The 26,403-nt window shown below is 33.4% G+C and carries 25 protein-coding genes; 3 read left to right on the top strand and 22 right to left on the bottom strand.

From position 1 onward, the window contains the following. The first annotated feature begins 2 nt into the window (after window positions 1–2). A complete protein-coding gene (gene arsS / locus JM81_RS12010) occupies window positions 3–1,058 on the top strand; it encodes an arsenosugar biosynthesis radical SAM (seleno)protein ArsS (RefSeq protein WP_089258381.1) in 1,056 nt (351 codons plus the stop codon). A 116-nt stretch (window positions 1,059–1,174) separates the two neighbouring features. Here arsS and JM81_RS12005 read toward each other — a convergent pair whose 3' ends face one another. After that, on the bottom strand, window positions 1,175–3,280 hold the full coding sequence (locus JM81_RS12005; RefSeq protein ID WP_144803738.1) for a M48 family metalloprotease: 2,106 nt from the start codon (window positions 3,278–3,280) through the stop codon (window positions 1,175–1,177). Between the two features lie 467 nt (window positions 3,281–3,747). On the opposite strand from JM81_RS12005, the gene JM81_RS12000 reads away from it, so the two are divergent. Continuing rightward, a complete protein-coding gene (locus JM81_RS12000) occupies window positions 3,748–4,365 on the top strand; it encodes a TetR/AcrR family transcriptional regulator (RefSeq protein ID WP_144803736.1) in 618 nt (205 codons plus the stop codon). Window positions 4,366–4,371: 6 nt separating this feature from the next. Here the strand turns inward: JM81_RS12000 and JM81_RS11995 are convergent, their stop codons facing one another. From JM81_RS11995 to JM81_RS11985, 3 genes are read right to left on the bottom strand one after another with little or no spacing between them, the layout of a single operon-like run. Then, the gene (locus JM81_RS11995; protein WP_261375024.1) at window positions 4,372–5,427 is read right to left on the bottom strand and encodes a glycosyltransferase family 9 protein; all 1,056 of its coding nucleotides are present in this window, start codon (window positions 5,425–5,427) and stop codon (window positions 4,372–4,374) included. Beyond that, window positions 5,414–6,016: a DUF4254 domain-containing protein gene (locus JM81_RS11990; RefSeq protein ID WP_144803734.1), complete on the bottom strand. Its 603-nt coding sequence runs from the start codon at window positions 6,014–6,016 to the stop codon at window positions 5,414–5,416. Before JM81_RS11990 ends, JM81_RS11995 begins: the two co-directional genes overlap by 14 nt. A gap of 38 nt (window positions 6,017–6,054) precedes the next feature. Further along, entirely contained in the window at window positions 6,055–6,984 is a 930-nt protein-coding gene (locus tag JM81_RS11985; protein WP_144803732.1) for a DUF6427 family protein, read from the bottom strand. Window positions 6,985–7,024: 40 nt separating this feature from the next. Between JM81_RS11985 and JM81_RS11980 the strand changes: the two genes are divergently transcribed. Then, complete coding sequence (locus JM81_RS11980) at window positions 7,025–7,249, top strand: DUF6341 family protein (RefSeq protein ID WP_144803730.1); 225 nt, start codon at window positions 7,025–7,027, stop codon at window positions 7,247–7,249. 60 nt (window positions 7,250–7,309) lie between these two features. On the opposite strand, the gene purD is transcribed toward JM81_RS11980, so the two are convergent. From purD to rfbB, 18 genes are read right to left on the bottom strand one after another with little or no spacing between them, the layout of a single operon-like run. Then, window positions 7,310–8,581: a phosphoribosylamine--glycine ligase gene (gene purD, locus JM81_RS11975; RefSeq protein ID WP_144803728.1), complete on the bottom strand. Its 1,272-nt coding sequence runs from the start codon at window positions 8,579–8,581 to the stop codon at window positions 7,310–7,312. Window positions 8,582–8,606: 25 nt separating this feature from the next. After that, complete coding sequence (locus JM81_RS11970; protein WP_144803726.1) at window positions 8,607–9,590, bottom strand: UDP-glucuronic acid decarboxylase family protein; 984 nt, start codon at window positions 9,588–9,590, stop codon at window positions 8,607–8,609. A 5-nt stretch (window positions 9,591–9,595) separates the two neighbouring features. Next, window positions 9,596–10,948 carry an exopolysaccharide biosynthesis polyprenyl glycosylphosphotransferase gene (locus tag JM81_RS11965; protein WP_144803724.1) on the bottom strand — a complete coding sequence of 451 codons (1,353 nt, stop codon included), beginning with the start codon at window positions 10,946–10,948 and terminating at the stop codon, window positions 9,596–9,598. Between the two features lie 11 nt (window positions 10,949–10,959). Beyond that, on the bottom strand, window positions 10,960–11,778 hold the full coding sequence (locus tag JM81_RS11960) for a glycosyltransferase (protein WP_144803722.1): 819 nt from the start codon (window positions 11,776–11,778) through the stop codon (window positions 10,960–10,962). Then, complete coding sequence (locus JM81_RS11955; protein ID WP_144803720.1) at window positions 11,775–13,520, bottom strand: O-antigen ligase family protein; 1,746 nt, start codon at window positions 13,518–13,520, stop codon at window positions 11,775–11,777. The genes JM81_RS11960 and JM81_RS11955 overlap by 4 nt, the downstream gene beginning before the upstream one ends. Next, window positions 13,517–14,212: a glycosyltransferase family 2 protein gene (locus JM81_RS11950; RefSeq protein ID WP_144803718.1), complete on the bottom strand. Its 696-nt coding sequence runs from the start codon at window positions 14,210–14,212 to the stop codon at window positions 13,517–13,519. The genes JM81_RS11955 and JM81_RS11950 overlap by 4 nt, the downstream gene beginning before the upstream one ends. After that, the gene (locus JM81_RS11945) at window positions 14,209–15,372 is read right to left on the bottom strand and encodes an O-antigen polymerase (protein ID WP_144803716.1); all 1,164 of its coding nucleotides are present in this window, start codon (window positions 15,370–15,372) and stop codon (window positions 14,209–14,211) included. The genes JM81_RS11950 and JM81_RS11945 overlap by 4 nt, the downstream gene beginning before the upstream one ends. Before the next feature lie 11 nt (window positions 15,373–15,383). Continuing rightward, window positions 15,384–16,796 (bottom strand): oligosaccharide flippase family protein, encoded by a 1,413-nt coding sequence (locus tag JM81_RS11940; protein ID WP_144803714.1) that lies wholly within the window; start codon window positions 16,794–16,796, stop codon window positions 15,384–15,386. 4 nt (window positions 16,797–16,800) lie between these two features. Beyond that, on the bottom strand, window positions 16,801–17,718 hold the full coding sequence (locus JM81_RS11935) for a ComEC/Rec2 family competence protein (RefSeq protein ID WP_144803712.1): 918 nt from the start codon (window positions 17,716–17,718) through the stop codon (window positions 16,801–16,803). After that, a complete protein-coding gene (locus JM81_RS11930; RefSeq protein WP_144803711.1) occupies window positions 17,718–18,914 on the bottom strand; it encodes a CDP-glycerol glycerophosphotransferase family protein in 1,197 nt (398 codons plus the stop codon). Before JM81_RS11930 ends, JM81_RS11935 begins: the two co-directional genes overlap by 1 nt. 3 nt (window positions 18,915–18,917) lie before the next feature. Continuing rightward, window positions 18,918–19,634, bottom strand: a complete 717-nt coding sequence (locus tag JM81_RS11925; RefSeq protein ID WP_144803709.1) for an NTP transferase domain-containing protein — start codon at window positions 19,632–19,634, stop codon at window positions 18,918–18,920. Further along, window positions 19,634–20,725 carry an iron-containing alcohol dehydrogenase family protein gene (locus JM81_RS11920; protein WP_144803707.1) on the bottom strand — a complete coding sequence of 364 codons (1,092 nt, stop codon included), beginning with the start codon at window positions 20,723–20,725 and terminating at the stop codon, window positions 19,634–19,636. Before JM81_RS11920 ends, JM81_RS11925 begins: the two co-directional genes overlap by 1 nt. A 1-nt stretch (window position 20,726) precedes the next feature. After that, entirely contained in the window at window positions 20,727–22,244 is a 1,518-nt protein-coding gene (locus tag JM81_RS11915; protein WP_144803705.1) for a xylulokinase, read from the bottom strand. 3 nt (window positions 22,245–22,247) lie between these two features. Next, entirely contained in the window at window positions 22,248–23,078 is an 831-nt protein-coding gene (locus JM81_RS11910) for a class II fructose-bisphosphate aldolase (protein WP_144803703.1), read from the bottom strand. Then, window positions 23,075–23,932: a dTDP-4-dehydrorhamnose reductase gene (gene rfbD / locus JM81_RS11905; protein ID WP_144803701.1), complete on the bottom strand. Its 858-nt coding sequence runs from the start codon at window positions 23,930–23,932 to the stop codon at window positions 23,075–23,077. The genes JM81_RS11910 and rfbD overlap by 4 nt, the downstream gene beginning before the upstream one ends. Next, a complete protein-coding gene (gene rfbC / locus JM81_RS11900) occupies window positions 23,929–24,474 on the bottom strand; it encodes a dTDP-4-dehydrorhamnose 3,5-epimerase (RefSeq protein WP_144803700.1) in 546 nt (181 codons plus the stop codon). Before rfbC ends, rfbD begins: the two co-directional genes overlap by 4 nt. Continuing rightward, complete coding sequence (rfbA, locus tag JM81_RS11895) at window positions 24,471–25,340, bottom strand: glucose-1-phosphate thymidylyltransferase RfbA (RefSeq protein ID WP_144803698.1); 870 nt, start codon at window positions 25,338–25,340, stop codon at window positions 24,471–24,473. Before rfbA ends, rfbC begins: the two co-directional genes overlap by 4 nt. 18 nt (window positions 25,341–25,358) lie before the next feature. After that, the gene (rfbB, locus tag JM81_RS11890) at window positions 25,359–26,402 is read right to left on the bottom strand and encodes a dTDP-glucose 4,6-dehydratase (protein WP_144803696.1); all 1,044 of its coding nucleotides are present in this window, start codon (window positions 26,400–26,402) and stop codon (window positions 25,359–25,361) included. Window position 26,403 lies beyond the last annotated feature (1 nt).

Genomic DNA, 26,403 nt, shown 5'->3' with positions numbered 1-26,403 from the left:
AAATGGCTACAAAATCATTAAAGGCAAAAGGAAACGATTTAGCGGTTTCCAATAAACAACTTGAAATACTTAATGGCGGAATATTTGCTGATGGGGAACTACCTTATTTTAAGGATCAAATTGCAAAAATTGGACATTTTCCACTTCGCCCTAAAAAACTGGAAATCCTGCAAATTAATGTAGGTTATATGTGCAATCAAGTTTGCGAGCACTGCCATGTGGATGCAGGACCGGACCGTAAGGAGATTATGACCAGGGAAACAATGCAATTATGCCTGGAGGTCATTAAAAACACAGGGGCCCACACGTTGGATTTAACGGGTGGAGCACCGGAAATGAATCCGGATTTTAGATGGTTCGTTGAAGAGGCCGCCAAAGCAGGAATCAAGGATTTTATCGTGCGATCAAACTTGACCATCATACGTGCCAATAAAAAATATCATGATCTGCCGGATTTCTTTAAAAAACACAATGTGCACGTCATATCATCCATGCCCCATTACACCAGAGGAAAGACAGATAAGCAACGTGGAGACGGTGTTTTTGACAAATCGATAAAAGCATTGCAAGAACTTAATGAAAGAGGATACGGGCTACCGGGCAGCGATTTAAGGTTAGATTTGGTGTATAATCCATCTGGCGCATATCTACCCGGTGATCAGGCAGCCATGGAAAAAGATTTTAAAAAAGCGCTGAAAGAGGATTTTGGCATTCAGTTTCATAATCTATTTGCGATAACCAATTTACCTATTGCCCGCTTTTTGGATTATTTGATCGCATCTGAAAATTATGAGGACTACATGTATGCACTAGTAGAGGCATATAACCCCAGTGCAGTTGCCAATGTAATGTGTACCAATACCATTTCCATTAGTTGGGACGGTTGGCTTTATGATTGCGATTTTAACCAAATGTTGGATTTAAAAGTGGCCAGTAAAGTAAAACATATAAAAGACTACAATGAGGATATATTAAATGATAGGAATATCATTATTTCCCAACATTGCTATGGCTGTACCGCAGGGGCCGGTAGTAGTTGCCAAGGTACGGTAGCCTAATTTTAAAAATTCAAGGATGATTTATTGTTTGTAAATCATCCTTGAATTTTCCGCATTGACATAAATATATATACAGCACTTAAACTATTTCCCGACTTCATTATTAAGCTACTATATCAATCCGCCAATAATAATTCCAGGTTTTTGTGAAACAATAAAATGCAGCTTATGCTTTTTTGTTCAATTCTCTGACAATTATAGATTGTGGATTCTAACTGGTTCATCATTTTTTGAAAACCTCCATTTTCAAAAATCAGACCGTTTTCAATTTTAAACTCGCTGTTATCAACCAAAGCTTCTTTTAACTCCTCTATGGATTCTACATTGGGCATTTCCACAAAATGTAATTTATCCAAAGCATTAACCTCTTGGTTAAGAGTGCGGAAAAAATCTTTTACACGAGCGGTTAAGCCCTGCAACTGTTCGTTAGTTATTTCCCCCGCATTTTGAAGATCCGTTACCTTGTTTAATATACTGTTCTTAGTAGTGGTTACACTCCTATATAAAAAAGTTATGGCTTGGTGTTGCGCATAGAGTTTTGCCAATTCATTATCTCTTGCTTCCTCTTTTGCAAGTAACGTAAAGAAAGCGCAAAATTTTGTATCCCAATTTTCAAAGCTTAAATTAAAGTGTTCCTCTCGTTTGTTCAATAAAAAATTATAGCCATTTTCAAGGTTCTTTTTTGAATATTCAATGCCATTGAAAGAGAAAGTTTTAACCTTGGTGGTTCCTTGCGCTATTTCCTGGGCTTTAATCATTAAAGCTTCTATTTCATGAATTGGTTGCATTAAATCCTTAACCTCTAATTTTAATTGTTTCAACACTTTCTTAGACGGTTTTAAGCTAGCCATTTGTGCATTGAGTTTTTGCGGATTAGGAATTTGCAAAAATCTATTGGAAAAAGTATTATCGTATTCCTTTGCCAAATGTGCGCCCTGTGTTTCAGATTTAATAAACTCTTCCAACACTTGAGCCTGGACAAAATCTGTTGGTTTTTTTTGTAAGTATATTTCATATAAACGCAAGGTCATTGCTGTTTGTAACCTGCTTTTTTCTCCGAATAATATCCATGGGCTTCGGGTGTCCTGATCACATACAACATAGGGGGTTTTGGCGTTATGTTCACGCTTATCATTAGGTGGGTGGCTAGCATACATTCCCACTTTGGAATGTTCAGAATCCGTAAAATACATTCTACCTCCTCTTTTATCTTCCTGTAAGCTTTCCAACAATTGTGCTTGATGGGGCGCTTCCCTTTCTAATGCCAAAGCGTTATTGATATAAATATTTTCCACATATAGATTTTTTTTGGATGCTAAGATTGCGTGGTTTAATGTATTGTGCCACACAGTAGAACCCCCATTTAGTTTCCATAGAGCAGATATAATGGCCTCACTACCGGAAGTTTTGACCGCAACTTTATCAGCGTTGAACTCCATTTCGCGAGATAAGGACGAATACATGACATTTAAGAATTGATAAAATAAGTTTAGCATTTGTCGAATTAACCAAATGATTGGTGTAATCAACCATGCTGCGGCAGATAGTCTAATATCTGATGCTCTCCATTGATCTAAAGTATCATCCCATTTATCCCGCTCAAAAATCATATTGTGAATAATGGTATTGGCCGATATAATATAACTCCCTATTTTCATACTTCTTTGGGAAAAATGTCCAAATTCATGGCTTATAACTGCCTTGAACTCAGAAAGGTTTAAGCAATCTGTAAGCCCCATACCAATTGTTAGCTCCTTTCTTACGGGTAAAAATAGACTTAGCCACATATTACTATAAGCCACATAAGCATTTACATCTGGGTCTAAATAAATATTTTTGGGTCTTGGCGCCCCTGTCTCCTCACATATTTTCTCAATAAAGTTCCATAAATCAGTATGTTCCTCCTTTTTTAATAGAATTCGATTATTGGGCTTGTGATTTTTTAATTTGAAAATAAATTTAAGGGAGAAAACAAATAGCATAGCAGCACCCGCTATAGCACCAACCTTCATGATAATGGTAAGTTTATTGATATATCCCATATCATAGATAATGGCATAATAGAACAGGTAACCTAGCCCAATTACCATAGAAACATATAGTACAAAGAAAAGTACGATAGCCAAGATAGAGAGTATGGATTTTAATAAATAGGAAAATGGCAGTTTGGTAAGGGACTTGGGTACTGAATTAGGACTAGTTGGATAATAGTGGTTGGTCATTTGACAAAAGATTATATTAAAAAAATATGGATATCAATAAACCCTAAACTTTTTTAATGCATTTTTATTTTAATATATCTAAAAATTAAAGGCCTTAATTGTAGCATACAAATATTAGTTTATAGCATCTTCATCATCATATAATAACGGTGTTTAAAAACGAGAACCATATTCCCCCCTTTAAATATTACACCATTAAATAAACTAACTATTATCCATATAATTTTTTCTGGGTTATCATTGCATAACTTATTATTGAATCTATATCTACTTTGTAACATTCTATAAAACAACACATTATAACAGACTAATGAGTTTGTTTTTGGTAAAAATTTCCTTGTATTTCATCGGTAAAATCAACTTTTACCGAGTTTACTGTGCCATTCAACTAGAAATATACTTCCACAGTACATAAAATCTGTTCTTTGAATAGACCATATGGTCGGTTAGACCCAAATCTACATATTATGAACAAGAGCCTTAAGCGCATGGCCACCATGCACAGAATTCAAGTTACCGGACTACAGTTATTTTATTCCAAGGGATATTATAATACAAGTGTAGATGATATTTTAAAGGAGTTGAACCTTTCTAAAGGGGCTTTCTATTATCATTTTGAATCCAAAGAGGATTTTTTTGTACAGATCATTCAGAATTTAATGGCCCGTAAAGTGTACAGTACATTAATTGAACCATTAGAAGGTCATGAAAATCCTTTAAATTTGATTACTGCCTGTTTTGATAATGCTATGGAAACGGCCGTTCACAATGATATGGATTATGGTTGTATACTTCATAATTTCATTGCCGAGTTTAATGGAAAGAATGATGTTATAATGCAGCATTTAAACGAAATCGTTACGGTTTGGGAAGTCAATTTAATTACCGCGTTACAGAAAGGAAAGTTCAACGGTTTTTTGGATAGACATGTAGATTGCGAAGCTGTAGCCACTTTTTTAATGAGTTCTTATTTTGGCGTGCGGACCTTAATGGTAGGCAGTTCACCCAGTGCCAAAAAATATAGGTTTATGGCACAATTGCGACAATATTTTAAAAGTTTGGAACCCAAAGCCGTTACCACTTAATCCAATTTAGGAAGACTGTTCACTTAAAATTTCATTGATTTTTTGAACAACTGATTCCGGGGTAATGGTTCTCATTACATCTTCGTAACCCTCTGGCACCTTATTTCCATAAATAGAAGTAGGTATTTTTGGATATTGTTCTCGATCGGCCAATAAAGCGTTTGAAATTGGTTGTTGAAAAGGATAAAAACCGGCATAGGGATGTGTAACGCCCCATAATGTTAGTGTAGGTACCGAATACATAGCCGCCAAATGGGCATTACCGCTATCCATGGCAATCATTAAATCTAAATTGGATATCACGGCCAATTCATCTTTAAAATCATACATACCTGCAATATTCTTTACTAGTGTAAATGACTTTTCCCATGCGGTCAATTGCTTTTTTTCCTGTTCCGATCCACCAAAAAGAACAATAGAATACTTTTTGGTATTATCTAATAAAGCAATAACCTTTTCCATTAACTCCGTTGGATATGTTTTACCTGCAAACGCTGCAAAAGGCGCTATACCTATATGAATTTTGGTTTGTGTTACAACAAATTCCTTCTTCTTTAAAGGAATTTGTTTCTTAGGCAAGGAATGCATTTCATTGATACCTATGGGATAACCAAGTTTGTCAAAAACAGCAGCATAGCGCTCAAATGTAGTTTTTAATGGCTTAAAAAACTTCCTGTTTGGATCGGTCAACTGTTTCTTGCCCTTTCTACCCTTATCCATTTGTATAAAGGGAACAGATTGCAACCTAAAGAATTGTTTTAAAATTGAGCTACGCAATACATTGTGCAAATCTGCAACACCATCAATATTCAACACCTTTAGCTCGCTATACAGTTTCCAGAGCCCAAAAAATCCTTTATGTTTTTGCTTGACATTGGCAGGAACAACCTTGACTCTAGGTATTTGTGCTATAATTGGGTTAAAAAAAGATTTGGTAACAACCGTTATATGTAAATCTGGATATTTTTTTATAAGTCCGTACAGTATGGGTACGGTCATGGCAACATCTCCCATGGCAGATAAACGGATAACCAAAATATGGGGTGTTCTATTTTTTTCCACGAAGGATGGGGTTTAGTTCCTCATCGTTATACATTTTCATTTGTTTGTACACTTTCATGTATTTGTTGCCGTTCTCAATATCCACTATCAATTGGTCTATTGCCTGGGAAAGATCTTTCTTTTGCTCCAAAAGAATACCCAATTTGGATTGACATTTGGCCTTATGTTCCTCAGAAGCATCTATACGGCTTGCTTCCTCCTTCATATGATAAATCTTTAAAGCTAAAATAGAAAGACGGTCAATGGCCCAAGCAGGACTTTCCGTATTGATAGTAGCTTCATTTTTTACTTGTACCGAATGGTATTTGTTTAGGAAATAACTATCGATATATTCAACCAAATCCGTTCTATCTTGGTTACTGGCATCAATTTTACGTTTTAAGACCAATGCGTCCTTAGGGTCAATTTCAGGGTTACGTATAATATCTTCATAATGCCATTGGACGGTATCTATCCAGTTTTTTCTATAAAGTAAATGTTCAATACTATCTGCCGGATACGGATTGGTAAAATCCTGATAAACATCATCTTTAAGATGATAATTATCTATACTCTCGTTAAAAATGGTAAAAGCAAAGTTGCTGAACATATTTTATTTTTTACAAAGATAAAGTTTAAAGAACAAACCTAAAGTTTGGTGAAGAATACTATTAAAGGGGCAACAATACTAGTTATAAGTATTAATTCTAGAAATTTTGGTTTTTTTATAGATTCAAGATAATTCACCATAAATATTACTGAAGGAAAAAATGTGATCATGACCGCATTTGTATTTTCAGAAGCTACCAGTAAATTGACCACTAAACCAATAATAAACGAAAGGGCAATGAGCCTCATAACCGTGACCTTACCGGTGCCTGTACTGCCCAACCTAATAAAAATCCAAAACCCAAGACCAATATTCATTAATGCATACAAGGTCAATTTTATACTTGACCACCATTTAATGGGAAACAATGAATTAAAATCAACGGCAAAATCATAGTGATCGGTTAAGAAGGATGTTTTGCCCATAATCACTAGAACACCATATAAAATCATAAAAAAACAAAAACCAACGGATAGGAAGATGAGCCAATTTCTAATATTTTTAGGTTCATAGATGTAAATTGCCGCAAAGACCAATATTAAATATAGCAAGGCCCATTCATAAAAAATGCTAGCAATACATATCCAAAGAGCGGCATCAAATATTTTTAGTTTAATATTCTTAAGAGATTTTATACTCAATAAACGACGCATGGCCAGTAAAAGAAAAAAGGTGGTAAAAATTGCGTTACTATCTCCCAGTGTTTCCGGAAAAACCACGAAAAGAATCGTAAAATATAGGATTGCGAAAGAATTATTCGCCGTTAATTTATTTCTTTTAACAATAAAATCTACCACGAAAACGCTAAACAGCACAGTGCCCAAAATGCCTATGGTTGCCCCTATTTTTAAATCTAAAATAGTGTTGTTCAGCAAGTAAAATTGAACTCCCCAATAAAAAAGAAACAAAAAAACAAGGAGAATTATAAAATTGACTGGTTTTGTTTTCTCAAAAATGCTTGAAATCATCTAAGCTTTTTATATTTTTGCTGGTAAATATAGTAATAAGATGAAATCATTTTTTGAAGGTATTGCCGATTTGTTTGTAAATGTGATATTCAAATACACGATGGACCCTTTTAGATTTGCTGAAAGCTGGACCCTGTCAAACATCGTAAACTGGTTGTTTATGTTAATCGGGACCGCTGCATTTATTTATTGGATGCTCGAGTTAAAAAAGTATAATGATAAAGGGGATGAGGATACCACTAGTACTTCTCACTCTTACCTATAGTTTACAAGAATTCCAGAATGGCCTTATAGAAGTACACGAAACTTTTATAAGGCCATTCTTTTATAGGTCAAAACCTAAATCTTTTCTATAATTCATTCCTTCAAAAGAAAGTTTTTCCACATTTTTATACGAAGTGTTCAAGGCCGACTTAAAGTCATCGCCAAACGATGTAATTGCCATTACCCTACCACCGTTGGTAACTACCTTACCATCAAGTAATGTGGTTCCTGCATGAAAAACCAAAGAATCATCGATTGACGCTATACCGGTAATTTCCTTACCCTTTTCATATGATCCAGGATAACCTCCGGATACGGTCATTACTGTAGTTGCCGTACGACCATCTAATTGAAGATTAATGTTGGACAAGGTCTGGTTGGCAACCGCTTCAAAAACCTCAACCAAATCATTTTTTAATCTTGGCAAGACTACTTCCGTTTCCGGATCGCCCATGCGTACATTATACTCAATCACCTTTGGATCGGCACCAACTTTGATAAGTCCAATAAAAATAAATCCCTTATAGGGCATATTATCCTTTTTAAGTCCTTCTACCGTCGGTTTAACTATTTGGTGCTCTATCTTGTCCATGAACTCCTTACTTGCAAAAGGAACGGGTGAAATTGCCCCCATACCTCCTGTATTAAGTCCGGTGTCACCTTCACCAATTCGTTTATAATCCTTTGCCGTAGGAAGAACTTTATATGAAATACCATCTGTAAGTACAAAAACACTTAATTCTATTCCATCCAAAAATTCTTCTATTACCACAGTGGTACTGGCAGACCCAAACTTTTCATGGACCAACATGGCCTTTAATTCCTTTTTGGCATCATTAAGGTCATTGAGAATTACGACACCCTTACCAGCTGCAAGACCATCGGCCTTTAAAACAAAAGGAGGATTTAATTCCTCTAAAAATTTAAATCCATCTTCAACAGTATTTGCCGTAAAACTTTTATACTGTGCCGTGGGTATATTATGGCGCATCATGAATTCCTTTGCGAATTCCTTACTGCCCTCTAAGGTTGCGGCAAGTTTTTCAGGTCCAATGACCGCAATGTTCTTTAATTCATCATCCTGCAAAAAATAATCATGTACCCCGTTGACCAAAGGGTCCTCCGGACCCACAACTACCATTGCTATCTGTTCTTTGATTACAAAATCCTTAATTGCCTCAAAATCATTTACACCAATTGGTACATTAGTTGCAATTGTGGCTGTACCAGCATTTCCTGGAGCTACAAAAAGTTTTGAAAGTCGTGGACTTTGAGCCAATTTCCATGCAAAAGTATGTTCCCGTCCACCCGATCCAAGTATTAAAATATTCATGTGTAATTTTTTGATGAAATAAGGTTTATTTAGTTTTATCCGTAAAATTTCTATGTTCTTTCTTCTGAAGTTCCTCTGGAGACAACGATTTGAAATAATCGTATACGATTTTAAGTCCTTCTGCCCTGTTTACTTTTGGCTCCCAACCCAATAGTTTTTTTGCTTTGGAAATGTCTGGTTGACGTTGAGTGGGATCATCTTGTGGCAATGGCACGTAAATTACTTTTTGTTTTGTGCCTGTAAGTGCAATAATTTCCTCCGCAAATTCCTTTATGGTAGTTTCGTGTGGATTTCCAATATTTACCGGTTCTACACAATCACTAAATAACAAACGGTATATTCCTTCAACCTGGTCATCAATATAACAGAAAGACCTAGTTTGTGAACCATCACCAAAAACGGTCAAATCCTCGCCTCTTAAAGCCTGCCCCATAAACGCGGGTACCACCCTTCCATCATTTAAGCGCATTCTAGGCCCATAGGTATTAAATATACGTACAATACGGGTATCTAGTCCATGATGTCTATGATACGCCATCGTAATGGACTCCATAAACCTTTTTGCCTCATCATAGACCCCACGTGGACCTATGGGGCTAACATTACCGTAATATTCTTCATTTTGGGGATGCACCAAAGGGTCGCCATAAACTTCTGATGTAGAGGCTACCAAAATTCTTGAATTTTTTTGTTTGGCCAATCCTAAAAGGTTAAGGGTTCCTAATGAACCAACCTTTAATGTTTCAATAGGAATCTTTAAATAGTCTATAGGGCTGGCCGGTGATGCAAAATGCAGAATATAATCCAGTTTACCTTCTAAATGAACAAAGGTAGAAACATCATGGTGGTGAAATTCAAAATGTTCCAGTGGAAAAAGATGGGCAATATTCTTTAAATCTCCCGTAATAAGATTATCCATGCCAATTACATGAAAGCCCTCCGCAATAAACCGATCACATAGATGGGAACCCAAAAATCCCGCAGCTCCCGTTATTAAAATTCTCTTCATATTGTTTAATATGCTTTTTCCTCTCCCCTAATTGCATTGAGAACAGTTTGTACTATAATTTTAAGATCAAGAAAGAAAGACCAGTTTTCCACATAAAATATATCGAATTTAATTCTATTCTGAATGTCACTTTCTTTTTCAATTTCACCCCTATATCCACGTATTTGTGCTAGTCCTGTTATTCCCGGCTTCACAAAATGACGTAACATATACTTATCTACCCTACTTGCGTATTCGTCTGTATGCTTTAACATGTGGGGGCGCGGCCCTACTACGGACATATTTCCAAAAAGTACATTATAGAATTGTGGCAATTCGTCTATACTGGTCTTTCTGATGAACTTACCTATTTTGGTTACCCTCATATCATTTTTACCAGCCTGCATAAGATCAGAAGATTCGTTGACCGCCATAGATCTAAACTTAAAGCATTGAAACTCCCGATTATCAAAACCTGTGCGTTTCTGAATGAAGAATACTGGCCCCCTGGACTCCAATGTTATCAAAAGTGCTAGCAAAGGCCCTAACCAAATTAAAATTCCAAAAATGACAAATAATGAGAAGGCGATGTCAAAAGCTCTTTTAAGAACGGCATTTACCGAATTATGTAAAGGAATATCCCTTAAGGACAAGATTGGCAAATAATCGTAATATTCAAACTTGAGTTTCTTGGAAAAGATATTTTTATTGTCCGGTAAAAACTTAAGGGTTTTTAGATTGTTATCCGCAAAGTTTATAAAGGCATTCAGCTTTTTATTCGACATCTCAGAAACTGAACAGTATATTTCATCAATATTATTATTGACAATAAACATAAAACATGACATGATATCAAAATTTTTGCCTTTCGCATCAAATTGTTTTACAAACTCGTAACCAAACTCTTCGCGTTCATTAAAAACCTGTATCAATTGATCAGTTTTACTGTTTTTACCTATGATTACCACTCTGCGAATATTTCCTTTCCACAATCCCCTATATTGCATTAGCAAAACATAGCTTAAAAACTTAAAAAAAGCGACGCCTACAAATACTAGAACAAAATATTGACCCAAAGCTAAACGACTCATTAATGGCTGTTTAAAAAAACCGATATAAGCATACAGTATGAGAAAGAAAAAAATAAATTGTGTAAAGAGTTTTCTTAATAAAGCAACCACTTTAGAATATCTGTGCACTTCATAGAATTCATTTTTAAATGACAATACAACCCAGGCAATGGTTATATAACTATGGAAGAGTAATGGATTTTGAAAATTTATGGGCAGAAAATTGGTAAAAAGGTTAACCACCAATAAATCCATAATATAGGATAATGGTGTTATAAACCCAGAATATCTACCTTGTTTAAATATCATAAAAACCGCAACTATTTTAGTTGATCTAAAGTTTTATCATTTATCCGCTTTCTTTCACGATCAAATATCCAGCCCCATTTGTTGAAATATTGCACCGATGATTTTAAATGGTATTTTAATAATTTTCTATTCACATATGAACCCTTACCATGTTTATGTATTATAGAGCATAATGGATAATAAACAGTTTTATAATCCCTATATATCCTTCTTACAAGATCAATATCTTCCATATACATAAAATAACGCGGATCGTAACCTCCAGTTTTCTTTAAGACTGATGAGCGTACAAGTAAAAAACAACCTATAAAAAATGGAATTTCAATAGGCCTATCTATTAAGTATGCTTTTAATTCATATTTCTGGTTCAACCTTTCCTTTATAGAATTTAAAGGTATAAATCTTCTGAAAATAAGATAAAATGGGGTTGGTAACAATCTTGCAGTATGCTGCAAGCTTCCATCAGGGTTTAAAACTTTAGGTGCCATTAACCCTACAGATTGGTTAAGTTCCATATAACGCAACATATCTTCCAAAACTGATGAATCAAAATCAACATCTGCATTTAGAATTAAATGGAACTCGGAATTGTCCTTTGCAAAATCAATTGCAATATTGTGTCCTTTTCCAAAACCTAAATTTTCACCTGTATGTATATATTCCACCCCTTCCTTTGAACCTACAATCTTAGAAGCGTTATTATTAGGAGAATTATCAATAAAAAATAATTTGGTGCTAAATTTACATCCAGATATTATTTCAATAATATTTAAAATCTCATCTTCGTCGGTATTGAACAATACCACAGAGATAGTTAATTTATAACTCATGCTTGTTTATCTAATTCGTTAAATGTAATAGAACTGGGCATTTTTGATATAAGGTAGAATAAAAAGCATAAAACAAAGAGAGGTTTTGATGTTTGCAATATTGACTCAGTTAAAAACACATAACATAGACCAAAGATAAATAAAACCATTGTGATGTTTAAGTATTGTGCTTTATGTTTTAAGTAGAGCATAACACAAGATATTATTGCACATGAGCCTATAAAGCCCAGTTCCAATAAAAAAGTTAAATACTGGTTATGAGAATGGTTTAATATTGTTGGAATATTAACCTTGGCTTGGGACATAAGCGTTGTACTATGTAAAACCTTATCTGAACTTCCCAAACCATAGCCAAAGTATGGTTTATTTATAATTGCCTCCCAACTTACTTTCCATAACCCATCTCTATAAACATCTATTTTACCTATCATTAGAAATAATAGTACAGCAGATGAACTAAATACTATCGTATTAATAATTAACCGCTTTTTAGGCTTAAAGTCAAAATACATATTGACTATAAAAACAAGATATATAAGTAAAGAAATACGCGCGCCAATTAAAAAAATTAATCCAATTAATAATAAATGGTATAACAGCAATATTTTTTTGCTTTGTAAAATTTCAGAATGTTTATGTAGAGATAATAGTCCTATCAATCCAAAAAAAGTTAGAAATACGGCATGGTCATAATAAAGCCATTCTCTTACATTGCCGCTAAAAAATTTGATTTCAGAAAAGTAGTTCCATATATCTAAGCCAAAAACAGTAGGAAAGTTTATTAGAAATGCAACACCGGATGTTACCAAAGCTGCATTTAAAAACAATATAAACTGTATATAGAATTTAGTGACTACAGCCCAATTAAATGAGAACGTACTAGAAATAATAAAAAAAAGAATCAAGGCTAAATGATGGTCAATTATCTTAAGGGAAGTAGGCCGACCAATAATTAAGAAAACAATAAAAACACCTATTAATAAAAGACCTTCTTTATTCTTAAAATTATACTCCTTTTTCCGAATTGCGTTCATAATTCCAAAAAGACCAATCAATAAAGCGGCCAAGGTAGTCCAAGCTATTTTTAAAGGAATGCAAACAATGAAAATTATACACAGTACATCCGGTAATTGCAATGTTTTTATAGATACATTTTTAAGATGCCACCCCAATAAAAGTAAAAAAGGTAGTAACAATATTAATCTATTTACAAATGCATCTTCATCTAATACTATTTTTAATAAAGGATCAAAAATGATATAAGGATCAAAAGGATCGCTATTGACATTTAGTTTTAATGCCTTATCATTTTTATTTAAATATATAGAAGCACTATTTCCAATTATATGTTGGAACAAGTCTTCTTTTTGAATCATTTTACTATTCCCCTTATAATTTATGCTTAAACTATCAAGATTAGGCAGAGCACATAAAGGCTCATTTCCAAAATCTAACCTTAGACTTGTAGGTAATTGGTTGGATTTAGGGAAGTTAAATCGTAATTCCTTGTTTGAAACACTCTCGGCCAATAAAACCTGATTATTTTGAAATTTATCCGAAAAGGAATAATACAGCGAAAAATTACAATCTGTTGGCTGTGAAATATAAAATGAAACGCCTTCAAATTTGGTCAATACTTTATTTTTTGAAAACTGAACTAAACAAACTTTTAGTACAATTCCAATCAAGATAGCACCAACTATACCATATTGTAAAGAAAAAGGTGTCCTTGATTGTTTCATAGAAACCTTCTTAAAAGACTTAAGCCCAAATCGTAGCGCATTTTTATTTTTGTAAATAAGGAATTAGAACTTTTCTCCCCTGTTTCTGAAGCATTGTTACCATGTCTTCTGTAATATACCAAAGGTTCTTCTATAAAATGTGTTTTACCTTCAATCTCGGACACCAGACCAATCCAAACATCGTGCATATATATTTTTTTAGGAAAAGGTAATGCTCGCTCTAAAACTTTGCGTTGGAATGCCATAGTAGCACCAATAAAATTGTTTTTTATGAAGTTTTTTAAAAATCCCGTTCGTTGAACATTCTGATCATACAATAAATAGGTGTCTAACATAGACTCCTTAAAAACCGAAGCGTTGGAAAAAACCATTAAGTAATCGTTCAAAAAGGACACCATGATGGAAATTTTATTTGGATACCATATATCATCTTGATCAGATAAAAATATGACATCACCTGTAGCTGTTTTTAAACTGTTTTCAAAATTTTTAATTATGCTCTTTTGACCAGAATAAACAATTTTGATCCTATTGTCAGAAATTGACTTAATTATGGGCAAGGTTTGATCATTAGAACCGTCATCAGATATAATAACCTCATCTTCTGGACCTATTTGTAGTAATATGGAATCTAGTTGATCCTTAATATATTTTTCACCATTAAAAACGGCCATACAAACAGATATTCTCATGTCCTTAAAACAATTTTTTTTCGCTCAAAAAAGGCGAATATTACACAATAGGCCAATTGAAAAGAGATACCTGTCACGACCAACATGTTGGCAAAAATATTTAATAGAATAATTACCGAAAGAATAGATAATGTAGTTATATGATAATTACTTCGTGTAGGTACCATAAACATTAAAATGGCTAAGTAGACCAGTAAATTAAACAGAAATAAAAGATATGGCCCTAACCAACCTAAATAGGAAATAGATTTGGCATAAGTTGTACCAACAGTCAACCATGGTATTAGACGAACCAAATCTTTTTGCGGAATATTTAAAGGACCGCCAAGATTTTTCGAAATTATTTGAGGTAGATTTTCGTAAAATATAAATCCGACAAAATCTTTTTCTACATTTTGTTTATGATTGACCGTGTTTTGAAAATTAGCCAATGGAGAAGCAACATATAAATACGTCCAATAAAACTCTTTTGGTATGGAAGATTCCATAAATTCTTGAGTAGCTTTACTTTGATCATAAATATAATCTCCACCAGACCGTAAATTACCTAAAACACCAAAAAGGTAAAGTGCAATTACTCCTAAGGCAACCAGTTTTATCTGATTTTTTAGTTTTAGCTTTTTTGAATAATGAATGTATATAAAAACCGAAGTTAATAATCCAAGCATTAAAATACTTCTACTGAAAAATAGCAATGCCGGTATATAAAGCACAAAATAAACCTTTAACAATTGCTTATTTTTTGTAGACAAATACGTGGAAAATGTATGGGCAATTAGAAAAGAATTGAACGAAATTAGTATTCCATGTAATAAAGGAACTCCAAACTCCATATAATGAACACCATCTCTTCCTAAAAGTTTAGAAATCAAAGGGATATCGCCTTCAATGATAAATTCAATTAAATAAAAGAATAAAAGAGCGGTAGCGAATACAACGATTTGCTTGGATTTAGTATTTGAATAGGTCTTCTGAATTAATTTCAAATGACTAATAACAAAACCAAAAGCTCCAAAGCAAAAAAAGGTTATACTAAAAAAAACAATCATTGAAGTGCTTATTTCAGGATATAGCTCACTCCAATCTAAAAAGTATACCAGAAAAGACAAAGAAAAGCCTAATAGATAAATATATAATGGATTACGTAAAAGTCTATACATCCTTTCTAATATTATACAACGCCTTTATCTTTTAAAATTTGACTAAGAATACGAACTTTTTCATATTTTTTCATAAAATATACTATAATCATGCCCCAAATAATATATAGAGCAATGCGTATCAGAATAAGTTCTGAATATATCAGTTGCTCAACTACCACAAAAAATGCTGTTGTTAAAAGTATGGCCATATTTGAGCTTGTTAGGATTTTTATATCTGGAAAATCCTTTTTTGAAAACCACAAATAACCCGAAAACAATAGTAAATGAACAAATACACTTATCCAAGCCGAACCTCTGATTCCAAAAAATGGAATAAGAAGAGAATTTAGTAAAATACTTGAAACCATGGTTAAAAATACAACTTTGACCCTATTGATTTGATTATCCGATATTGTAAGTAAGGTTCCATAAATTGAAGAACTAGTGCGAAGCAATATCACAAGACTTAGTGGAAATACAAGAGGATAAGCCTCTTTATATTCTGGCGTGTATAACACATCTATAATTTCCTTATAAAAGAACGTAAAGAACAAAAACAGGGAAGAGCCTAAAATAAACAATAAATATAAAATATTGCTTGAAAGTAAATCAATGGATTGATTTTTGGCGAATTTTGATGAAAGGTATGGTAGTAATACATTGGATGCCACATCCGAAACAATTAAGAAAATATATATAATCCTAAATATTGACTGGTAAAGAGCAACGTCTTTAGCATTTAACAATAGGGCTATAATCTGCGTATCTACCGTGAAATAAAATGTGCCAAAGATAAAATGTGCTCCATAAGACCAGCTATGTTTTATTAAATGCTTCTGAATTTTTGGACTGAACCACTTTTTCTGAAAAATATTTTTGCAGAAAACTACGGTAACAAGCAATTGAATAACGCGCGCTAATATTAAATAACCTATAAACTGTAACATAGAAAGCATCTCGTTATAGATTAAATAAACTAAAATGGTAATAATAACAGAATAGGCTATAATAGATAATGCGGCGTCTTTAAACCTATTTTTAACCCGTAAAACGGCTTGTAAATAAAGAACATATGCACTAACAATTGCAAATAGAATAAACATTTGACCCGTAACCAGCCATTTTCCGGAATAAAATATAATGAGATAGGTAAAAAACAAGCCACAAAAAATTAGAATGAAAATAACTTTTTGGGCCATGGAATTTAATATATAAGGTCCTGGTTGAAACTTCTTTTGAGGGTAATCTTTCATAATCATCAAAGATTGACCAAAATCTAAGCAAGTTGACAATAATGTTGAAAAAGAAAAGCCAAAACTCAAAATCCCAAAATCCTCTATGGACATTATCTTAGCCAAAAGGATAAAAACTATACCGCCTGTATATATTTGCAAAAACGCAGCTATTGACTGCCAAAAAATATTCTTGGATACAGTGGCCATTATATTAATCTATTTGTGATGTGCCTTCGATACCCGCAACAATATGCTGTGAAATACCTATTTCATCCATCCAACTTTTAACAATAATTGTTTTCCATGTGCCCGTATTATATCCCTTTGCATCCAAATTGTTTTCCCATAACCATATAGGTGTAGGCCATAAAGCAATTTTAGCGTTCACCGCACTATAAAACTCCTTGGAAACGCCACCTTGTCCGTGGTGCGACATTTGTACATGTGTTGACCTTAAATTGGATAGCGTGCCGTTTTGAAGTATCTTATTTCCAGCTTCTACTCCAAGGTCTCCAAGAAATAATACTCTTTTTGATTTACTGTTCAACTGAAAGACAAGTGAAGAATTATTGACAAGATTAATTTTAATATCTTCATTGGCCGTACTAAGGACCCTTAAATTTACACCATCGCCAATTTCTATAACATCATTAGTCTTTGGTTCGTGTAATGATATTCCGGAATGTTCTAATTTTTGATAAAAATTTTTAATATAAGAATAACTTTTAGGTTCATGATCGGCAATTAATTCCAAGTCTATTTTGGAATGAACAATTTTTTCAATTACAATATTGTTTCTTTTGGATAAAAACCCATTTAGTACACCTACATGGTCATCATGCGGATGGGTAATGATCCAATAATTGACCGTTCCTCCAAGTTGTTGAATAAAATCATTTAAAAGTTCTGCCGTATCGTTTGATCCTCCATCAATAGCGATTATCTTGTTATCATCTGTTCGTATTAAATATCCCATTTGGGAAATATCCCTAAACTGTTCTATCTGCCATACAGTAAAATCATTGTTCCTATCAGGAAATGAAGTAATGTTCAAAATATTAGGCTCCTCTTTAGTGCAACTAAAAAAGAGAACACATATTAATATTAATGGCATTAATACTTTTTTCATTACTTATTAGACAATCGTAATAAGGCATCGGTTACCCTCTTACTATTAAATGCATCATGATATTTATTATAAATTTTATTTTTTTGAAGAACTACTTTTTTATTCTCTTCATCATTCCAAATAGTGCTCAGCTGAAATAGTATTTCTTCCCAATTATGAACTATTGGACCAGCAACCGCATCTTCATAATTAAAATATAGCTCCCTTGAATGTGACATATATTCCTGAAGATCAAAAGCCGCAAATAATATTGGACGTTCCGTCAATAAAAAATCAAAAAAAGCACTAGAATAATCAGTAATTAATGCATCTGCATCTTTTAGCATATTATTGATATCAGATGTAATATCACTATCTTTTAAATGAACTATTCTAGAATTTTGGCTCGTTCCGGACAATCCGGTTTTAGATTCAACAAAATGTCCTTTATTAACCAAAACAATATTTTCTTTCTGTAAAAAGGCTTCTACTTTCTCCTCAACATAGTCATCTTGGGTAAAAATATTTTTAGGCGTTTCACTATTTCTAAATGTAGGCAAATAATAGACAATTTTTGAGTCCTTGAATCTTTTTGAAAGTTCTATATTAAAAACATCTTTGGATGTAGAATAAAAAATATCATTTCTGGGACAACCCGTCTCTAAAATTTGATCTGTATTTAGTCTATAGGAAGACTGCATAAACGGTGTAAAAATTTGACTATTGGATACCATATAATCATAATTGAATTCATACACCATAGGATAAAACCATCGTACAATCTTACTATAAAAAAAACCGTTTGCTGATGAATAATTGTCATCTAAACCAATTTTTTTTAAAGGATTTCCGTGCCAAAGATGAACTAGCTTTGCCCCATTTACAAAAAGTTTGCTAATATCGTTCTTTCCTGAACTTACGATAACAAATTTTGCCCTTAAGCTTAAATAAATGCCTTTTAGGCTATTGGACATGTAACATTTTTTTCCCTGTTCCCTTATTCTGGACTGGACTTTTTTGTCCTTGGTAATCCAAATTGCCATAATGTCTTTATGGTTTTCAGAAACATAATCAAACAAGTACTTGCTGTTATCAGAGTAACGTTGTCCATTCCATGCCCCAAATATCCAAATATTATCTTTCCTTGGAAAAAGTAATTGTATATACCATAAGGGCAAGAATAACGTCAAGGTAAGATATTTGAATAATCTTGCCATAAATTATGCTCCAAACAATTTTTTTGCTTTTTGATAATCTTCCTCAAAATCAACTTCTACGAATTTGTTGTCCAATATATCCAAAACACTGATTTTAATATCTTTATTGGCTATAGCACTTTGTACTGCGGACTCCATATAAAGATTAAGATTTCCTTCCTTAAAAAAATTTTCGGCCTTTTCTTTAAAATAAGGTACGGTATTTTTACTGAACTTTGCAATACCTAAAAACTCCCCTTGAGATTTTTCTGGGTTTACTTCTTTGGTAATATCCAAAAGCATGTTGTTTTCATCAAGTACTACCTTCATTTCTTCATCACCACATTTTTTACGTTCAAATGGCAATACCATATCTTCTTTGGCCTGCATCAACATTTGCCAAATATCAATTTCTGCCAAGGTATCTGCATGCAAGAACAAGAAATCATCATCAATTTTGTCCAATGCCATATATAGTGAACCTAGTACATTACAATGATTCCAAAAAGGATTGTAAACGATCTTCACTTTTGGGTTTTTGGCCGTGTGATTTTCAATAAGTTTACTGTTAAAACCGGTAACGATTAAAATTTTATCAACATTTAATTGATCAAGAATATCAAGATTATAATCTAAAAGAGTTCTACCCTTGTTATTTAAAGGTAAAAGGCTTTTAGGCAAGTTAGTGGTATAATCACCCAATCTACTTCCTTTGCCTGCTGCCATTATTACTGCTATCATTATATTGCTAATTTTAAAATATTTATTATACTTTCAACATTCTCATATGAAGGATCTGCTTGGACGTTTCCTGAAACCGAGGATGCTATTTCATCAATGTCTTTTAGGTCGATTCCTAATTTTGAAATTCCATAATCTAGATTTAATTCTTTCTTTAGATTATTGACCCTGTTTAAAAATTCTTCCGTAGACATATTTAAATCGGACGCTAGTTGATTTAGCTCATCAACTTGTTCATTATATAAATATTGCAACCATCCTTTATAAATAGCAATTAAGCCCTGAGCATGGCTTGTTCCTGTCATTGGACCTATAACATACTGTATTCTATGTGGCAGACAAGTAGAGCTAAAGGCAAGATTAATCCCCATAAGAGATGAAGCAATAGCCACTTTTTCCATGTCCTCAATAGAATTTTCCTTACATGACTTTGTTAGATGTTGAAATATAACCTGTATACAATTAACAGACTGGTTCCTTACAATAGGATTACTTTTTTTAGAAATATAGGTCTCAATTGCATGCGTTAAACAATCAAAGCCCACCTCTGCCTTTAAATGAATTGGACAGCCATTGTGAAGGTTTGCATCTATAAATACATAGTTAGGCTGTATTATTTCTCCCCGTATACCTCCTTTTTTTCCATTATCCTTATCATAAATTATTGCACCAAATGAAAGTTCGGCGCCTGTACCTGCAGTTGTAGGTATGGCAATAAGTGGAATCTTAGTTGTCGGAACCGGGGTTTTACCGTAAAAAACATCTTTATAGGAGACATCACCAAATGCTATTGATAGCGCTTTTGCAGCATCTATTGTAGACCCCCCACCTATAGCTATAATAGTATCTATGGAAACCTGTTTTAACTCATCCAAAACAAGGTCAAGGTCTTCAAAGGGTGCATCTGGTCTAATATGATTGAATATATGTACTGAACTCTTTTTCCTTAGTTCATCAAAAATATCCGGTAAGCCATAATTTTGACTTACTGTTTTTGATGTTATGATCAATACTTCCTTACCAATTGGAAACTGTTCAAAAGATTTAATATCAACTTTTCCAATTGAAATAACAGGTTTTATATAATACATACTATAGATTACTAATAGTTTCGGAAGAAAAAGATTGTACTTTATCCCTTATTTTTAAATGAGAATTATAAAGGGGTAACAATTGATCGTTCAAGCTTTTATAAAAAGAGAAAAAATCTTTATATATCCTATGGTTCGCTTCAGAGGGGTTGATGACTTTTCGTACACGAATGATCTTAGCTGCGGCCTCTTCTACAGAACTAAACTTTTTTAAACTTAACAGCAATAAAATAAATGCACCAACGGATGTACTTTCAAAATTCTCAATAACCTTTATTCTCTTATTGGTCACATCTGCCTTTATTTGATTTATAAGGTCAAATCTAGCTAGTCCGCCACTAACGGACAATGAGTCTACCTCAACTCCATTTTCAAGGATTAATTGCAGTAAATCGTTTGATACATAGGCTGTAGATTCAAATACTGCCCTGGAAAATTCTTTAATTGTACTTGCCCTATCTATTCCGAAAAAAGTTCCCCGTGCGTTTGGACTTTTAAAAGGAGCCCTTTCACCTAGCATGTACGGCAAAAAGACTATTCCATGGGCTCCCATGGATACTTGATGCGCATTATTCTCCATGATATAATAAACATTCCTGTCATTTTCATCATAAAAAGCTTGCTTTAACCATTCAATGATTCCACCCCCTAAATTATTGGAAGCCCCTATTAAATAATTTTCATGATTCCCTAATTTTTGGGACAAGATGGGACCTTTTTTGGTGATTAAACCTTTTTTGGTTAATACTCGAACAGAAGTTACCGTCCCTGATACATCACACGCTGTTTTTGAATCTCCATCAAAAGAACCAATAACTGCACAAATTGCATCATAGGTCGTAAGCACATACTTACATGTCTTTTTGAACCCATATTTATTGATTAATTTATCGTGCAGCGGCAAAGAAAACCCAATATCTTTTACCTCGGGCAACGTAGATTTATCCAAACTAACAGCCCTAAGGATTTCATCTAGGTATTTACCATTGTGATATAAACCTTTACTTGCATTTAAAGAATCTGTAAATACTTCATGAGTGAAAAAATAGTTTAAAAATTCACCGGCGCCCATCCAAAATTTAACCTTTTCAAATACTTCTGGCTTATTTCGTTTAAACCAAATTGCTTTGGGTATAATTGAGGAAGATGGACATTTTAAATCCGTTAAATCTGTTTTCTCCTTAATAACCTGTTCTACCAACTCCGCTTCCTCATGTGCCCGCTTATCCGATACCATCATAACCTTTGTGGCTGGTGCTCCTTTAGCGTCCATACCATATACGCAAGATGAACTGGTAGTGGAGGTTATGTATTCAATTTTATCTTTTAGATAATCAATAGATGAGATTTCTTCCAAAATCTCCTCTAGTTTTGAACGCCATTCTTTTGCGTCTTGTTCAACTCTATTATGGAATAGTTTTGAGAATACCGGTTTTGAAGTTACAAAAACCTGCATACCATCATCGTTGAAAACAATGCCTCTAATTGATTTTAATCCTAAATTGATTATTAAGTACATATCTTATACAGTGTATTCTAATAAATATTGCTCAAAAAAGTTTGATAGACCTTCAACCATTTTGGTATGGTATGAAATTTCATTATAAAGACTGTTATTGGTGGCAAACTCTTTTAAGATATCTATAGTTTCTTTCTTTAATTGAGTGGATATATTAATCTTAACTACTCCATAGGATATCGCCTCTTTAATGACTTCCTTTGGTAGACCGGTACCGCCATGTAATACAAAAAGTTGTTCTGGATGTAACTTTTTACTTGCTTCTTCTAAAATAGATAAGTCTATCCCTTCTAAATTTTCATAAAATCCATGGGCATTGCCTATGCCTAATGCCATAAGATCAATCTTAGTTTCTTCAACATAACGAATAATTTCTTGAATTTCCGCATAAGAAGAACCCTCTTCTCCAAAACCGTCTTCAACGCCGGATACTTTTCCTAATTCTCCTTCAACCAAACAATTAAATTTTTCAGCATGTTCTTTGACGATTAATGAATTCTTAATGTTTTCGTCTATCAAGAATGCAGATCCATCGTACATTACAGAATCAAAACCTGCTTCTATACAAAATTTAATAAAGTCTATGTCAATGCAATGGTCAAGGTGAAAATAAGTATAATCAGATTTATAGTTTTCCATAATGAACTTTACAGAATACTTATCTTCTAAAAATCTTAAAAATCTTTCTGAAAACTGAATTATGACAGGAAGCTTTAATTTTTCCGCTGTTATTTTACAAGCCTCTAACTGATAAAAATTCTGAACATTAAAGGCAAATGTTGACTTTTGTTTTTGCCTTAGTTCATTTAATGCCGTATGTAGTGGTTTTCTCAAAGTTTATTAGTTTTTATACAATTCTCTAGACTTTTCCTCCAATAAGGAATCGTTAGATTAAAAGTTTCTTTAATTTTAGTTTTATCCATTATACTGTTGGAAGGTCTTTTTGCGGGAGTTGGATATGCTTCTGTTTTAATTGGGGCTACCTTGATTTTTATGTTGGCAATTTCAAAAATAGCAACAGCAAAATCATACCAACTAGCTACTCCTTCATTACTATAATGGTAAAGGCCGTAAGATGTAGCATTTTTTTGAATTAAGTCTAAAATAACATTCGCTAGGTCCCCAGCGTAGGTCGGAGTACCAATTTGGTCCACAACAACACTTAATTCATCCCTTTCAGAACCTAATCTTAACATGGTTTTTAAAAAATTGTTCCCATGTTCAGAATACAGCCAAGATGTTCTAATTATAAAATGTTCATTTAAAATATTTGCTATGGCCCTTTCTCCTTCCAGCTTAGTATTACCATAAACACTTAGGGGTTGTGCCAAGTCCTCCTCTGTATAAAATTTCGTTTGCTTACCATCAAAGACGAAATCTGTTGAAATATGAATTAAGGTTACATTGTAATCCTTACATGTGTATGCAAGATTTTGTGCACCAACATAATTTACCTGTTCGGCCAATTCATGATTAGATTCCGCATTATCTACGGCTGTATATGCAGCACAATTAATACAATAATTAAAATTATTTTGTTTAAAATAACTAGTGACCGCATTTTTATCAGTAATATCCAGTGTATCTATATCTACATAAACAACATGCAATTCATTATTGTTTTTGGTAATGTCGTTTATACAGTTTGCCAATTGTCCTTGGCCACCTGTAACCAATATTTTTTTCATAATCTTGCCGACTTTAATGTAGGTAAAACCAAATCTTTCTCAGATACCTTTATTTTTGAGCTTCCAATTTTCCAATCAATTTGAAGATTCTCATCATTATAAACAATACCCCCTTCAGATTCCTTGTTGTAAAAATTATCACATTTATAAAAGAATTCTGCAGTTTCCGACAAAACGGAAAAACCATGACCAAAACCTCTTGGTATAAACAGTTGTTTTTTATTTTCTGCACTTAATTCTACGGCAATATGTTGACCAAATGTTGCCGAATTCTCTCTAAGATCTACTGCAACATCAAGAACACTACCACTTAAAACTCTTACTAATTTAGCTTGTGCGTTATGCCCCACTTGATAATGTATACCTCTAACGATACCATAAGTTGAAAAGGATTGATTGTCTTGAACAAATTTTACACTTTCACCAACACCCTCAGAAAAAGTTTTTTCGTTAAACGATTCAAAAAAATATCCCCTATTATCTGAAAACACCCTTGGTTGTAAAATAAAGCAGCCTTTTAGCTTTGTTTCGGTAAATGTCATTGATTCTTGTTTAAGATACCTAATAAGTTTTTTCCATAACCACTTTTCATTAAAGGTTCCGCAAGGGCTATAAATTGTTTTTTATCTATATAGCCCATCTCATATGCAGCTCCTTCTATTGCCCCAATCTTTAACCCTTGGCGCTCTTCTATTACCTCTACAAATTGAGACGCTTGCATTAAAGATTGAAAAGTGCCGGTATCTAACCAAGCAGTTCCTCTATCAAGAATACTTACACTTAAATTACCCCTTTTTAAATATTCTTTGTTTACGTCGGTAATTTCAAGTTCTCCCCGTGGGCTAGGAGGAATACTTGAAGCTATTTCTACTACATCGTTATCATAAAAATAAATTCCGGGAACCGCATAATTTGATTTTGGTTCCAAAGGTTTTTCCTCTATACTTATGGCGACACCATCATCATCGAACTCCACAACGCCGTAACGTTCTGGATCATGTACCCTATAAGCATAAATAATACCACCTTCCGGATCATTGTTGGATTGGAGTAATTTAGCAAGACCGGAACCATAGAAAATATTGTCTCCTAGTATAAGTGCTACCTTGTCTTTTCCAATAAAATCAGCTCCAATGATAAAGGCTTCTGCAAGACCGTTTGGAGCTTCTTGAACCGCATATGAAAATGAACATCCATATTTTTTTCCATCTCCCAATAATTCTTCAAACAATGGTAAATCCTTAGGTGTAGAAATAATTAATATTTCTCTAATACCTGCATACATTAACGTTGAAAGCGGATAGTAAATCATTGGTTTATCATAAATAGGCATTAACTGCTTACTTACGGAAAGTGTTAGAGGATGTAATCTTGTTCCTGAACCCCCTGCTAGGATAATTCCTTTCATATTTGGATGTTATAATAGTTACGAATACATTTTAGAATAATATTCCTTGTAGTCACCTGAAGTAACATTTTTTAACCACTCGGAATTATTTAAATACCAATCTACAGTTATTTCCAACCCTTCTTCAAATGTAACCGATGGTTTCCAACCTAGCTCTTTATTTATTTTACTGGCATCAATGGCGTATCTTAAATCATGTCCAGGTCTATCTTTTACATAGGTAATCAATTGTTCTGATTCCCCTTGAGACCTGTTTAACTTCTTATCCATTACACTACATAATAATTTGACCAAATCTATATTTTGCCATTCATTGAAACCTCCAATATTATAGGTTTCACCATTATTTCCTTTATGAAATACCAGGTCGATCGCTTTAGCATGGTCTTCTACAAACAACCAGTCCCTTGTATATTTACCATCCCCATATACCGGAAGGTTTTTTTTCTCGATAATATTATTTATAAATAATGGAATTAATTTTTCAGGAAAATGATACGGGCCATAATTATTGGAGCAATTTGTTACTACATAGGGCAGACCATATGTTTCGCCATATGAACGTACAAAGTGATCTGAACTTGCCTTGGATGCGGAATAGGGAGAATTTGGGTCATAACTGGTTTCTTCGGTAAACAAACCTTCGCTACCAAGAGAACCATAAACCTCATCTGTACTTACATGATAAAAACGTTTGCCTTCAAAATTATCTTTCCAACTATCTTTTGCGGCGTTTAATAGGTTAACTGTTCCTATTATATTGGTTCTTACGAAGGCTAATGGATCTTCAATAGATCGATCTACATGAGATTCTGCAGCCAAATGTATTACACCATCAAAATTTGTGCTTTGAAACAATTCATTGATGTATTGACTATCTACAATATCCCCTTTTAAAAATTTATAATTAGGATATGTATCTATATCGGTCAAATTTTCAAGATTGCCAGCATATGTCAGAGCATCTAGATTGTATATAGTATAATTAGGGTAATTTTTTACAAGTCTTCTTACTACATGGGAACCTATAAAACCAGCTCCACCTGTTACTAATATGTTCATA

It is taken from the genome of Maribacter sp. MAR_2009_72 (genome assembly GCF_007827235.1).
GTDB classification, from domain to species: Bacteria; Bacteroidota; Bacteroidia; order Flavobacteriales; family Flavobacteriaceae; genus Maribacter; species Maribacter sedimenticola.
The sequence above is the reverse complement of the archived record's forward strand: the minus strand, read 5'-3'. Positions and strand labels throughout refer to the sequence as shown.